We start from the raw sequence: 13,577 nt of genomic DNA on the forward strand, positions 1-13,577 counted from the left end.
TTTTATCGAGCGGGCTGAATTCCGACAGTGGTCGTCGGAATTGGTCAAAATTTGTGCTATATTCCTCGCCCGCGTTTTTTCAACATGTAGCCACACGGTCATCGACATGCAAGCAGCCAAGCCGTTATTCGACTATCCAAAGTACTGGGCCGAGTGTTTCGGGCCAGCGCCATTCCTGCCCATGAGCAGGGAGGAGATGGATCAGCTCGGCTGGGATTCCTGCGACATCATCATCGTCACCGGTGACGCCTACGTCGACCACCCGTCGTTCGGCATGGCCATCATCGGCCGCCTGCTGGAGGCCCAGGGCTTCCGCGTGGGCATCATTGCCCAGCCCGACTGGACCAGCAAAGACGACTTCATGAAGCTGGGCGAGCCGAACCTGTTCTTCGGCGTCGCGGCCGGCAACATGGACTCGATGATCAACCGTTACACCGCGGACAAGAAAATCCGCTCGGACGACGCCTATACCCCTGGCGGCCTGGCGGGCAAGCGCCCCGACCGCGCCAGCCTGGTGTACAGCCAGCGCTGCAAGGAAGCCTACAAGCACGTGCCGATCGTGCTGGGCGGCATCGAGGCCTCGCTGCGCCGCATCGCCCACTATGACTACTGGCAGGACAAGGTCCGCCACTCGATCCTGATCGACGCCTGCGCCGACATCCTGCTGTACGGCAACGCCGAACGCGCGATCGTCGAGGTGGCCCAGCGCCTGTCGTACGGGCAGAAGATCGAAGAAATCACCGACATCCGCGGCACCGCCTTCGTGCGCCGTGACACGCCGCAGGGCTGGTACGAGGTGGACTCCACCCGTATCGACCGTCCTGGCAAGGTCGACAAGATCATCAACCCGTACGTCAACACCCAGGACACCCAGGCCTGCGCTATCGAGCAGGAAAAGGGCCCGGTGGAAGACCCGAACGAGCCCAAGGTCGTGCAGATCCTGGCCAGCCCGCGCATGACCCGTGACAAGACCGTCATCCGCCTGCCGTCGTTCGAGAAAGTGCGCGGCGACGCCGTGCTCTACGCCCACGCCAACCGCGTGCTGCACCTGGAAACCAACCCGGGCAACGCCCGTGCGCTGGTGCAGAAGCATGGCGAAGTGGACGTGTGGTTCAACCCGCCACCCATTCCCATGACCACCGAGGAAATGGACTACGTGTTCGGCATGCCCTACGCGCGCATTCCGCACCCGGCGTATGGCAAGGAGAAGATCCCGGCCTACGACATGATCCGCTTCTCGGTGAACATCATGCGTGGCTGCTTCGGCGGCTGCACCTTCTGCTCCATCACCGAGCACGAAGGCCGCATCATCCAGAACCGCTCGGAAGAGTCGATCATTCGCGAGATCGAAGAGATTCGCGACAAGGTGCCAGGCTTCACCGGCGTGATCTCGGACATGGGCGGCCCGACCGCCAACATGTACCGCATCGCCTGCAAGAGCCCGGAAATCGAATCGGCGTGCCGCAAGCCGTCGTGCGTGTTCCCGGGCATCTGCCCGAACCTGAACACCGACCACTCGGCGCTGATCCAGCTGTACCGCAGCGCCCGTGCCCTGCCGGGGGTGAAGAAAATCCTGATTGCCTCGGGTCTGCGCTACGACCTGGCGGTGGAATCGCCGGAGTATGTCAAGGAACTGGTCACCCACCACGTGGGCGGCTACCTGAAGATTGCCCCGGAGCACACCGAAGAAGGCCCGCTGAACCAGATGATGAAGCCGGGCATCGGCTCGTACGACAAGTTCAAGCGCATGTTCGAGAAGTACTCCAAGGAAGCAGGCAAGGAGCAGTACCTGATTCCGTACTTCATCGCCGCGCACCCGGGCACCACCGACGAAGACATGATGAACCTGGCGCTGTGGCTCAAGGGCAACGGTTTCCGCGCCGACCAGGTGCAGGCGTTCTACCCTTCGCCGATGGCGTCGGCGACCGCCATGTACCACTCGGGCAAGAACCCGCTGCGCAAGGTCACGTACAAGAGCGACGCGGTCACCATCGTCAAGAGCGAGGAGCAGCGCCGCCTGCACAAGGCCTTCCTGCGCTACCACGATCCGAAGGGCTGGCCGATGCTGCGCGAAGCGCTGGAGCGCATGGGCCGCGCCGACCTGATCGGCCCGGGCAAGCACCAGCTGATCCCGCTGCACCAGCCGGCGACCGACACCTACCAGAGTGCCCGTCGCAAGAACTCGACGCCGGCCGGCAGCCACAAGGTGGCCAAGGAAACCCGCATCCTGACCCAGCACACCGGCCTGCCGCCGCGTGGCAGCGACGGCTCCAAGCCGTGGGACAAGCGCGAACAGGCCAAGGCTGCCGCCGAAGCCCGCGCCAAGGAAGCCGCCAAGGCCCGCCACGACGCCGCCAAGGGTGGCAAGGGCAAGAAGAAACCATCGCGCCAGCCCGTCCTGCCGCGCTGATGTGAAGCCGGGTGTAACCGAGGCTCCTCGGTTACACCTGCCGTCCTACGCAATATCCTGTAGCAGCGGCCGCAAGGTCGCGTCACTAACGCCGCATAACCCGTGACGCAGCCTTCGGCAGCTGCTACGTACCGCGCTCCTCCCCACTGAACAAGGAACCGTCCAGTGAGCACCGCTCTCAATCCGTCCTTCACCACCCCCTCCCAGCACTTCGCCCGCCAGCGCATCGAAAGCCGCATCAACCTGCCACGCCTGTTCGCCGCCATCGACGCCGACCCCGGTATCGTCGGCGCCGGGGTGGTGTATATCGACAGCGATTTCAACGTGATCACCCTGCGCGAGTTCCAGCCGATCTGCAGCAAGGCGGTAAAACGGGTGATATTGCGTGAGGCCAAGCGCCACACTACGCCCGAGCAGTTCATCAGCCAGGTGCATAACGACGGCCGCGAGTCGCGGGTGTTGCAGGAGGCGCTCAACGCCGGGTTGGCCTGCACGGGGGCGGTGCTGAGCTGGGTGGTAATGCTCAGCGGCACCATTGCCGTGCCGTTCACGGGGGGCGCCAGTACCGTGGTGACCATCATCGGTTACAGCGCCGCCACTGCCAGCGGGCTGCAATGCATCGCCGGGGTAGGGCGCACGGCGGTATCGGCCTACGACCAGCAGGCCGTGGACGAACTCGACAGCAATGATTGGTACCAGGCGGTGTCGCTCATTCTCGATGGCCTGTCATTGGCCGGTGTCGCTGCATCGGCGGTGACGACGACCAGGCTACTCCTGCTGGTCAAGGCCAACACGGGCAGGCCGCTTCGCGCGGCCCTTCAGGGCCTTACCCGGCAGGAGCGCAAGCGGTTGACCAGCGAGCTGCTTGCGTTGAAAGACCCGAAGTTGACCCCCAGGCTGATGAAGCTGAGGCAAGCTGCCAAGACACTGGAGAAGCGCTACACCCCGGCCCAGTTCAAACACGCCACTATCACCCAGATCAGAGACTCGATCAGCGCGTCGTTGGGCCTGATAGGCAGCAGCCTGTCGGGCAACATCAACGTAGCCGTCGGGCTGTATGAGGAGGAGGGTGAATGACTGACCAGGATGGCTCGCTCAGCTGGATGGCAAAATATTACCCAGCGTTCATAGGTGTTGTTCTGTGCTGTTGCCTTGCGATTGGTACGGTAGTTGCCATTGTCGGCTTCTCCTACCTGGCCAACGTGCCGCTCAAGCCGCTCAAGGGGCCGGGGCTCCTGTGGGGCGGGGCATCGGTGGGTGTGGCAGTTTTCATCAGCCATTTCCTGATGGTCAGGGGCCGGCTCGCGGCGACCTGGGTTATTGCCGCCGTGTTGCTGGCCTGCCTTGCCACGGCGCTTCCCAGCTATTTCTACCAGCCGCCGCTCGGTGTCTTCGCGGTAGCGGTGTTGTCGCCGCTCACGGGGTTGTTGCTACTGAATTCGAGACGCCATCGCGAAATGCGCCAACACTTCCTGTGGCTGCGTCGGCAGCGATAACGCCTTGGCCAACCGCCTCCTTCGCTTGCGTCATGTGCCTGCCCGATAAATGTGCAACCCTTGCGATGCTAATCGGGCATGGCACGATCTTGGTGCTGTGCTTGAATGAGCAGGCGCTCTAGTGCTTGGCTTTGCCCACGTGGCATAAACCTTGCGCGGTGCGCTTACCGTTAAGGCTCGCAGGAGGCACGCCGTGTCGATCCATGTCGCATTGCACCATGTCACGCATTACCGCTACGACCGTGCGGTTGAACTTGGCCCGCAGATCGTCCGCCTTCGCCCCGCGCCCCATAGCCGCACGCGCGTGCTGTCCTATGCGCTGAAGGTGCTGCCCGAGCAGCACTTCATCAACTGGCAGCAGGACCCTCAGGGCAACTACCTGGCGCGCCTGGTGTTCCCGGAAAAGACCGACGAATTCCGCGTCGAGGTGGACCTGGTCGCCGAAATGGCGGTGTTCAACCCCTTCGACTTTTTCCTTGAGCCGTACGCGGAAAAGATCCCATTCGCCTACGCGAAGGACGAAAAGCACGAGCTGGCGCCTTACCTTGAGAAGTTGCCACTGTCGCCCAAGTTCGAGGCTTACCTCAAAGGCATCGACCGCACGCCGATACCGGCCGTGGACTTCCTGGTGGCGCTCAACCAGCGCCTGAGCCAGGACATCGGCTACCTGATCCGCATGGAACCGGGGGTGCAGACGCCGGAAGAAACCCTGGAAAACGCTTCGGGCTCCTGCCGTGACTCGGCCTGGTTGCTGGTGCAGCTGCTGCGCCACCTGGGCCTGGCCGCGCGCTTCGTGTCCGGCTACCTGATCCAGCTGACGGCAGATGTGAAAGCCCTGGACGGCCCGTCCGGCACCGAGGTGGACTTCACCGACCTGCACGCCTGGTGCGAGGTGTACCTGCCCGGTGCGGGCTGGATCGGGCTGGACGCCACCTCCGGGCTGTTCGCCGGTGAAGGGCATATCCCATTGGCCTGTAGTCCTGATCCGTCTTCTGCGGCGCCCATCAGCGGCCTGGTGGAGCCGTGCGAATGCGAGTTCAGCCATGAAATGGCGGTAGAGCGCATCTGGGAGGCGCCGCGCGTCACCCGGCCCTACAGCGAACAGCAATGGCAGCAGATCCAGGCGCTGGGCCGGCAGATCGACGCCGACCTGGTGGAGGGCGACGTGCGCCTGACCATGGGCGGTGAGCCGACCTTCGTGTCCATCGACGACCCCGATGGCGCCGAGTGGAACACCGCGGCCCTGGGCGACGCCAAGCGCAAACTGTCCGCCGAGCTGTACCAGCGCCTGCGCGCCCGCTACGCGCCCAAGGGCCTGGTGCACTTCGGCCAGGGCAAGTGGTACCCCGGCGAACAGTTGCCGCGCTGGTCGCTGAACGCCTACTGGCGCGTGGACGGCGAGCCGATCTGGCACAACGACGCGCTGATCGCCGATGAAACCAGGGATTATGGCGCCACCGGCGAGCTGGCCGGGCGCTTCCTGGCCAGCGTCGCCGAGCGCCTGAAGCTGCCGCCGCGCTTCGTGTTCCCGGCCTACGAAGACAACTTCTACTACCTGTGGCGCGAAGGCGCACTGCCGGTGAACGTCAGCGCCGAGGACTCGCGCCTGGGCGAGGAAATGGAGCGCAAACGCCTGCGCAAGGTATTCAGCCAAGGCCTGGACAAGGTCATCGGCCAGGTGCTGCCGCTGGCGCGCACGGCTGATGGCGACCAATGGCAGAGTGGCCGCTGGTACCTGCGTGACAGCCACTGCCGGCTGGTGCCGGGCGATTCGCCGCTGGGCTACCGCCTGCCCCTGGCCTCGCAGCCCTGGGTGACCGCTGCCGAATACCCCTTCGTGCACCCGCGTGACCCCAACCAGGACCTGGGCGCACTGCCCACCCCGGTGCAGCTGCAGGTCGCCAGCCCGGCCCAGGCCGCCGACGAGCGCGTGCCCAAGCTCGACGAGTCAGCCAGCTGGCTGACCCGCACGGCCCTGTGCGCCGAGGCCCGCGACGGCCGCCTGTACCTGTTCATGCCGCCGCTGGCCAAGGTTGAGGAATACCTGGAGCTGGTAGCGGTGATCGAAGCCACCGCCGAGGAACTCAAGTGCCCGGTGCTGCTGGAAGGCTACGAGCCGCCCTACGACCCGCGCCTGGCCAACTTGCGCATCACCCCCGACCCGGGCGTGATCGAGGTCAACGTGCAGCCCTCGGCCAGCTGGGACGAGCTGGTAGAGCGCACCGAGTTCCTTTACGAGCAGGCGCGGGAAACCCGCCTGAGCACCGAAAAGTTCATGATCGACGGCCGCCACACCGGCACCGGCGGCGGCAACCACTTCGTGCTCGGCGGCGCCACCCCGGCCGACTCGCCGTTCCTGCGCCGCCCGGACCTGCTGCGCAGCCTGATCAGCTACTGGCACAACCACCCGTCGCTGTCCTACCTGTTCAGCGGCCTGTTCATCGGGCCTACCTCCCAGGCGCCGCGCGTGGACGAGGCGCGCAACGACTCGCTGTACGAGCTGGAGATCGCCTTCCAGCAGATGCCCGCGCCCGGCGAGCAGTGCCCGCCATGGCTGGTGGACCGCTTGCTGCGCAACCTGCTGATCGACGTTACCGGCAACACCCACCGCGCCGAGTTCTGCATCGACAAGCTCTACTCCCCGGACGGCGCCACCGGCCGGCTCGGCCTGTTGGAGCTGCGCGGCTTCGAAATGCCGCCCCACGCGCGCATGAGCCTGGTGCAGCAACTGCTGCTGCGTGCCCTGGTGGCGCGCTTCTGGCGCAAGCCCTATGCACCACCGAAGCTGGCGCGCTGGGGCACCGAGCTGCACGACCGCTTCATGCTCGCGCACTTCATCGAACAGGACTTCGCCGACGTCATCGCCGACCTCAACGGCGCCGGCTACGGGCTGCAAGCCGAATGGTTCGCCGCGCACCTGGAGTTCCGCTTCCCGAAGATCGGCGACTACGCCGTGGCCGGCATCGAACTGGAGCTGCGTCAGGCGCTGGAGCCCTGGCACGTGCTGGGCGAAGAGGGCGGCGCCGGCGGCACCGTGCGCTACGTCGACTCGTCGCTGGAGCGCCTGCAGGTCAAGCTCAACGGCCTGTCGCCGCAGCGCTACGTGCTCACCTGCAACGGCCGCACCGTGCCGCTGCAGCCCACCGGCAAGGTCGGCGAGTACGTGGCCGGCGTGCGGTTCCGCGCCTGGCAGCCGTTCAACTGCCTGCAGCCGACCATCCCGGTGCACGCGCCGCTGACCTTCGACATCCACGACACCTGGATGCAGCGCTCCCTGGGCGGCTGCCAGTACCACGTGGCGCACCCGGGCGGGCGCAACTACGAGACGCTGCCGGTGAACGCCAACGAAGCCGAGAGCCGGCGCCTGTCGCGATTCTTCCGCTTGGGCCATAGCCCCGGCCCGCAGCCTGCGCCTACACTCACGAACAATGACGAGCTGCCGATGACACTGGACATGCGTCGCACCTGAAAGGGCGGCCGGGCAACCGGCCTGCCGCTTTTTTCTGATGTCTTACTGCCTGCGCCGAGCGTTCCATGCCAGACCTGCTTGACCGATACCCGCTGACGGCGGGAAGTTTTGACGAGATGCTCGCGGCTGACGGCTCGGTGCGTCCGCACTGGCGCAAGCTGTTCGACCAATTGCAGCGCAGCAGCCCGGCGCAGTTGGCCCAGCGCCAGGCGTTGCTGACCCGGCAGATCCAGGAAAACGGCGTGACCTACAACGTCTACGCCGACCCCAAGGGCGCCGACCGCCCGTGGGAGCTGGACCTGCTGCCCCACGTGATTCCCGCCGCCGAGTGGCAGCACCTGCGCGCCGGCATCGCCCAGCGCGCCCGCTTGCTGAACGCGGTGCTGGCCGACATCTACGGCCCCCAGGAGCTGATCCGCAAGGGCCTGCTGCCGGCCGAGCTGGTGTACGGCCACAACAATTTCCTCTGGCCGTGCCAAGGCCTGAAGCTGCCCGGCGACACCTTCCTGCACCTGTGCGCCGTGGACCTGGCGCGCACCCCCGACGGCCGCTGGTGGGTGACCGCCGACCGCACCCAGGCGCCCTCGGGCGCAGGCTATGCCCTGGAAAACCGCATGAGCGTCTCGCGGGCCTTCCCCGAGCTGTACCGCGACCTCAAGGTGGAACACCTGGCGGGCTATTTCCGCACCCTGCAGGACACCCTGCGGCGCCTGGCGCCGGGCGGCAACGAGACCCCGCTGATCGTGCTGCTGACCCCCGGGCGCTTCAACGAGAGCTATTTCGAACACCTGTACCTGGCGCGCCAGCTGGGCTACCCGCTGGTGGAAGGCAGCGACCTGACCGTGCGCGACGCCACCGTGTACCTCAAGACCCTCAACGGCCTGCGCCGGGTGCACGCGATCATGCGGCGCCTGGACGACGACTTCTGCGACCCGCTGGAGCTGCGCACCGACTCGGCCCTGGGCGTGCCCGGCCTGCTCGAAGCGGTGCGCCAGGGCCGCGTGCTGGTGGCCAACGCCCTGGGCAGCGGCGTGCTGGAGTCACCCGGGCTGCTGGGCTTTTTGCCGACCATCAACGAGCACCTGTTCGGCGAGAAGCTGATCCTGCCGTCCATCGCCACCTGGTGGTGCGGCGAGCCGCCGGTGATGGCCCAGGCCCTGGAAAAACTGCCGAACCTGCTGATCAAGCCGGCGTTCCCCTCGCAAAGCTTTACCCCGGTATTCGGCCGCGACCTTGATGCCAAGCAGCGCAAGGCCATGGCCGAACGCATCCAGGCGCGCCCTTACGCCTACGTGGCGCAGGAGCTGGCGCAGCTGAGCCAGGCGCCGGTGTGGCAGGACAACGGCCAACTGGCGCCGCGCGCCATCGGCATGCGCGTGTACGCGGTGGCAGGCTACGACGGCTACCGGGTGCTGCCCGGCGCCCTGACCCGGGTGGCTGCCGAGGCCGACGCCGAGGTGGTGTCGATGCAGCGTGGCGGTGCCAGCAAGGACACCTGGGTGTTGGGCGAACGCGTGCCCATCGGCGAACAGTGGAAGGCCCAGCGAACCATCGGCGTGCACGACGTGGTGCGGGTCGACCCGTACCTGCCGTCGCGGGTGGTGGAAAACCTATTCTGGTTTGGCCGCTACTGCGAGCGCTGCGACGACAGCGCGCGGCTGCTGCGCATCATCCTCGGCCGCTACATCGACGGCGACGACCCGCTGGCGCTGGACGCCGCGGTGGAGCTGGCCGAGCGCCTGTCGCTGCTGCCCGAGGAGGGCGAGCTGGAAGAACGTCTGCTGGCCGCGCTGCTGGGCGAGGAGTGGCCGTTCAGCCTGCGCGCCAACCTGCAGCGCTTGCAGTGGGCGGCCTCGCAGGTGCGCGGCAAGCTGTCCCGGGAAAACTGGCAGGCGCTGGTGGAACTGCAGCGCGAAGCCCAGAGCCTGGACGTGGAAGAGCCCGACCTGGGCGAGCTGCTGGACTTCCTCAACCGCCTGGTGATGTCGCTGGCGGCGCTGTCGGGCTTCGCCCTCGACGACATGACCCGCGACGAGGGCTGGCGCTTCCTGATGATCGGCCGGCGCATCGAGCGCCTGCAGTTCCTCAGCACCAGCCTGGCCGGCTTCCTGCGCGGCGTGGCGGTGACCGACCAGGCCGGCCTTGAATGGCTGCTGGAACTGGGCAACAGCAGCATCACCTACCGCTCGCGCTACCTGGCGGTGCCGCAGTTGATCCCGGTGCTCGACCTGTTGCTGCTGGACGAGCAGAACCCCCACGCGGTGATCTTCCAGCTCAAGCTGGTGAACCGCGCGCTGCGGCGCCTCAACGATGAATTCGGTGCGCCCCGCGAGCGCGGCCTGGCCATGCTCATCGAGCGCCTGGCCGGCTTCGACCTGGGCAGCCTGGAACACTCGCTGTTCGGCGCGCCCAGCGTGCAGGCGGTGCTCGACGGCCTGGCCGACCTGCTGCAGACCATCAACGAAGCCAGCGGCCAGGTCTCTGACCGCCTGGCCCTGCGCCATTTCGCCCACGTCGATGATGTCAGCCAACGGACGGTGTCGGTATGAGCGCCCAGTACCAGATTCTTCACGACACCCATTACCACTACGACAGCCCGGTGTCCCTGGCCCAGCAGCTGGCGCACCTGTGGCCGCGGCCCTGCGCCTGGCAGATCTGCCGCGAGCAGAGCCTGGTCATCAGCCCCGACCCCAGCTGGCGCGTGGATGACTTCGATGTGTTCGGCAACCCGCTGACGCGCCTGACCTTCGAGCGGCCCCACGACGAGTTGAAAGTCAGCGCGCGCTTGCAAGTGGAGGTGCTGGCGCGGGCCACGCCGGACTTCGCCGGCTCGCAAGGCTGGGAAAAGGTGCGCAACGCCCTGTGCTACAACAGCGCGCCTATCGCCGAGGACCTGATGAAGGCCTGCCGCTACCGCTTCGAGTCGCCCTATGTGCGGCTCAAGCAGAGCTTCGTGGCCTTTTCCGCCGATTGCTTTCCGCCCGGCCGGCCCTTGCTGGAAGGCGCGCGGGCGCTGATGGAAAAGATCTTCGAGGAATTCACCTTCGACGCCGAGGCCACCCAGGTGGCAACGCCGCTGGTGGAAGTGCTGGAGCGCCGCCGCGGCGTGTGCCAGGACTTCGCCCACCTGATGCTGGCGTGCCTGCGGTCGCGCGGGTTGGCGGCGCGCTACGTCAGCGGCTACCTGCTGACCCAGCCACCGCCCGGCCAGCCGCGCTTGATCGGCGCCGACGCGTCGCACGCCTGGGTGTCGGTGTACTGCCCGCCGCTGGGCTGGGTCGACTTCGACCCCACCAACAACGTGCAGCCGGCGCTGGAGCACATCACCCTGGCCTGGGGCCGCGACTTCTCCGACGTCTCGCCACTGCGCGGGGTGATCCTGGGCGGCGGCAGCCATGACCCGGAGGTGCAGGTCACGGTGACGCCGCTGGGCGAGCTGGCGGGCTGATCAGTCCGGCTTCTTGTCGGTCCACTTCGGCAGCACGGTGGGCTGCCAGGCGTCCAGGGCGTCGAGCAGGTCGTTGGCCGAGTCGTTCACCTGCAGCATCGCCCGGTGCTGCTCGCGGACGAAGTTTTCCTCCACCAGGTGGTCGAGGAAGCCGGTGAGCTTGCTGTAGAAGCCGTTCACCTCCAGCAGGCCCAGCGGCTTGCCGTGGTAGCCCAGCTGGCCCCAGGTCCACACTTCGAACAGCTCTTCCAGGGTGCCCAGGCCGCCGGGCAGGGCGATGAAGGCGTCGGCCAGCTCGGCCATGCGCGCCTTGCGTGCGTGCATGCCGTCCACCACTTCCAGGCGGGTGAGGCCCTTGTGGCCGATTTCCAGGTCGTTGAGGCTGTGGGGAATGATGCCGATCACTTCACCACCGGCTTCTAGCACGGCATCGGCGACGATACCCATCAGGCCCACGGCGCCACCGCCGTAGACCAGCGTCAGCTTGCGCGCCGCCAGGGCGCGGCCCAGGGTGATGGCCGCCTCACGGTACACCGGGTTGTTGCCGCTGCTGGCGCCGCAGAAAACACAGACTGAAGTCAAAGGCATGGGGTGGCTCCTGGCACGTTGGGGGCCACAGGGTAAATCCGCAGGCGCTCTGGCTCCAGCTTTTCGTTCAGTCGTCCAGATGTTCGGTGCCGGTGTTGCCGCAGGCGTAGGCGGCGAGCAGGCTGCGCAGGAAATTGTTCATGTAAACGCTCCGTGATTGATATTGTATACAATATTAGGTGCGTGTAAGGTTTGTCTTGTTGCCATTTTCGATAGGGCTCATAGAAGAAGCCTTGCTTAATAACTGTCCTGGAGATCCACCATGTTCGCAAAAGTCGTAGCCGCCTCCCTGCTTGCCCTCGCTGCCGGCCAGGTATTTGCCGCTGATTGCAAGGTAGACGTCGATTCCACCGACAGCATGACCTTTGACACCAAGGCCATCGCAATCAGCAAGACCTGCAAGACCTTCACCGTCAACCTGGGCCACTCGGGCTCGCTGGCCAAGAACGTCATGGGCCACAACTGGGTGCTGAGCAAGGCTGCCGACGCCCAGGGCGTGGCCAGCGACGGCATGGCTGCCGGCATCGACAAGAATTACCTGAAGGATGGCGACGAGCGCATCCTGGCCCACACCAAGATCATCGGTGCCGGCGAGAAGGATTCGGTGACCTTCGACGTGTCGAAGCTGCAGGCGGGGACTGACTACGCGTTCTTCTGCTCGTTCCCGGGCCACATCTCGATGATGAAAGGCGCGGTCACCCTGGTGGACTGATCGCCACACCCGTAGCCGCTGCCGCCAGGCTGCGCTGGCCCTTGAGTTCACTGCAGATTCTCAGTGAGGCACAGGGCCAGCGCAGCCTGGCGGCAGCGGCTACAGTGCGCTACGGTTTTACCTTGAACACATGGCGCAGGTACGCCACGAAGTTCTCGTCGCGGCACTGGGTCTTCGCCGCCTCGTCCGAGATCTTCGCCACCGGCTGGCCATTGCAGTCGGTCATCTTCAGCACGATGCTCATCGGTTCCACCCCCGGGATATCGCAGGTCAGGTTGGTGCCAATGCCGAAGCTGACGTTGATGCGCCCACGCAGTGCGCGGAAGATGTCCAGCGACTTGGGCAGGTTGAGCCCGTCGGAGAACACCAGCGTCTTGCTCATGGGGTCGATGCCCAGCTTCTGGTAATGGGCGATGGCTTTTTCCGCCCACTGCACCGGGTCGCCCGAGTCGTGGCGCAGGCCGTCGAACAGCTTGGCGAAGTACAGGTCGAAATCGCTGAGGAAAGCGTCCATGGTGATGCAATCCGTCAGGGCAATGCCCAGCAGCCCACGGTATTCACGCACCCAGCAATCCAGCGCCGCGCTCTGGCTGTCGATCAGCCGCGGGCCCAGTTGCTGGTGGGCCATGATCCATTCATGGGCCATGGTGCCCAACGGCTTGATGTCCATTTCCCGCGCCAGGTGCACGTTGCTGGTGCCGACGAAGCGCCCGGGGAAATCGTGCTTGAGCACCGACACCACTTCTTCCTGCACCTTGTAGGAAAAGCGCCGGCGGGTGCCGAAATCGGCTACCTGCAATTCGGCCAGTTCGTCGGCCGAGGCGTTGGCCGCCAGCCAGTCGAACTTGCGGTACAGCTGCTCGCGGGCCTGGCCCAGGGTGACCTCGCGGTAACGCACGCGGTTGCGCACTTCACTGACGATGGCCAGCAGCGGCACTTCGAACAGGATCACGTGCAGCCACGGCCCGCGTAGCTTGATGCTCAGTTGGTCGTTCTCGATGCTGGTCTGGATATAGCGCAGGTTGAAGCGGAACAGGCCCAGGAAGCGCAGGAAGTCCGGCTTCATGAAGTTGATGCGCTCCAGGAACCCCAGCTGGTCGCTGCTCAGGCTCAGTTCGCAGAGGCGCTCGATCTGGTAGCGGATTTCGGCCAGGTACGGGCGCAGGTCTTCACCGTTGCGGCAGCGGAACTCCCACTCCACCTCGACGTTGGGGTAGTTGTGCAGGACGGCCTGCATCATGGTCAGCTTGTACAAATCGGTGTCGAGCAGGTTCTGCACGATGCGATCAGCGAATACGCTCTCGCTCATTGAGGGCTCCAACTGGGCCTGGCGGCATGACGGAATCGATAGTGGCGCACAGTAAAGGCTCATTCTGCCAGTCTTTTGTGCTGGCCGCCGAATGCTTGAGGCTGGCGCGAAAGCCTCTGGCATCGCCTTTTCGCCGCCACTATAA

Annotated in this window: 9 protein-coding genes; 7 read left to right on the forward strand and 2 right to left on the reverse strand. The window is 65.7% G+C overall.

Going from position 1 to position 13,577, the window contains the following annotated elements:
• The first annotated feature begins 106 nt into the window (after nucleotides 1-106).
• From RAM80_RS19955 to RAM80_RS19980, 6 genes are all read left to right on the forward strand, one after another.
• Entirely contained in the window at nucleotides 107-2,410 is a 2,304-nt protein-coding gene (locus RAM80_RS19955; protein ID WP_416422166.1) for a YgiQ family radical SAM protein, read from the forward strand.
• 165 nt (nucleotides 2,411-2,575) lie between these two features.
• Nucleotides 2,576-3,487, forward strand: a complete 912-nt coding sequence (locus tag RAM80_RS19960; protein ID WP_416422167.1) for an NAD synthetase — start codon at nucleotides 2,576-2,578, stop codon at nucleotides 3,485-3,487.
• A complete protein-coding gene (locus RAM80_RS19965) occupies nucleotides 3,484-3,906 on the forward strand; it encodes a hypothetical protein (RefSeq protein WP_416422168.1) in 423 nt (140 codons plus the stop codon). The genes RAM80_RS19960 and RAM80_RS19965 overlap by 4 nt, the downstream gene beginning before the upstream one ends.
• A gap of 193 nt (nucleotides 3,907-4,099) precedes the next feature.
• Entirely contained in the window at nucleotides 4,100-7,375 is a 3,276-nt protein-coding gene (locus RAM80_RS19970) for a DUF2126 domain-containing protein (protein ID WP_416422169.1), read from the forward strand.
• A gap of 65 nt (nucleotides 7,376-7,440) precedes the next feature.
• Nucleotides 7,441-9,924, forward strand: coding sequence for a circularly permuted type 2 ATP-grasp protein (locus RAM80_RS19975; protein WP_416422170.1), 2,484 nt, complete (start codon nucleotides 7,441-7,443; stop codon nucleotides 9,922-9,924).
• Entirely contained in the window at nucleotides 9,921-10,823 is a 903-nt protein-coding gene (locus RAM80_RS19980; RefSeq protein WP_416422171.1) for a transglutaminase family protein, read from the forward strand. Before RAM80_RS19975 ends, RAM80_RS19980 begins: the two co-directional genes overlap by 4 nt.
• On the opposite strand, the gene RAM80_RS19985 is transcribed toward RAM80_RS19980, so the two are convergent.
• Nucleotides 10,824-11,411, reverse strand: coding sequence for a TIGR00730 family Rossman fold protein (locus RAM80_RS19985; RefSeq protein ID WP_416422172.1), 588 nt, complete (start codon nucleotides 11,409-11,411; stop codon nucleotides 10,824-10,826). It lies immediately after the preceding gene.
• A 262-nt stretch (nucleotides 11,412-11,673) separates the two neighbouring features.
• Between RAM80_RS19985 and azu the strand changes: the two genes are divergently transcribed.
• Complete coding sequence (gene azu, locus RAM80_RS19990) at nucleotides 11,674-12,123, forward strand: azurin (protein WP_416422173.1); 450 nt, start codon at nucleotides 11,674-11,676, stop codon at nucleotides 12,121-12,123.
• A 109-nt stretch (nucleotides 12,124-12,232) separates the two neighbouring features.
• Here azu and pncB read toward each other — a convergent pair whose 3' ends face one another.
• A complete protein-coding gene (pncB, locus tag RAM80_RS19995; protein ID WP_416422174.1) occupies nucleotides 12,233-13,432 on the reverse strand; it encodes a nicotinate phosphoribosyltransferase in 1,200 nt (399 codons plus the stop codon).
• Between the last annotated feature and the right edge of the window lie 145 nt (nucleotides 13,433-13,577).

The sequence above is a fragment of the Pseudomonas sp. App30 genome, from assembly GCF_047947025.1.
Taxonomy (GTDB): domain Bacteria; phylum Pseudomonadota; class Gammaproteobacteria; order Pseudomonadales; family Pseudomonadaceae; genus Aquipseudomonas.

What these genes read in the sequence shown, in the direction of transcription:
- RAM80_RS19955 (WP_416422166.1), top strand. Translation starts at nt 107, where the DNA reads ATGCAAGCAGCCAAGCCGTTATTCGACTATCCAAAGTACTGGGCCGAG.
- RAM80_RS19965 (WP_416422168.1), top strand. Translation starts at nt 3,484, where the DNA reads ATGACTGACCAGGATGGCTCGCTCAGCTGGATGGCAAAATATTACCCA.
- RAM80_RS19975 (WP_416422170.1), top strand. Translation starts at nt 7,441, where the DNA reads ATGCCAGACCTGCTTGACCGATACCCGCTGACGGCGGGAAGTTTTGAC.
- RAM80_RS19980 (WP_416422171.1), top strand. Translation starts at nt 9,921, where the DNA reads ATGAGCGCCCAGTACCAGATTCTTCACGACACCCATTACCACTACGAC.
- RAM80_RS19985 (WP_416422172.1), bottom strand. Translation starts at nt 11,411, where the DNA reads ATGCCTTTGACTTCAGTCTGTGTTTTCTGCGGCGCCAGCAGCGGCAAC.
- azu (WP_416422173.1), top strand. Translation starts at nt 11,674, where the DNA reads ATGTTCGCAAAAGTCGTAGCCGCCTCCCTGCTTGCCCTCGCTGCCGGC.
- pncB (WP_416422174.1), bottom strand. Translation starts at nt 13,432, where the DNA reads ATGAGCGAGAGCGTATTCGCTGATCGCATCGTGCAGAACCTGCTCGAC.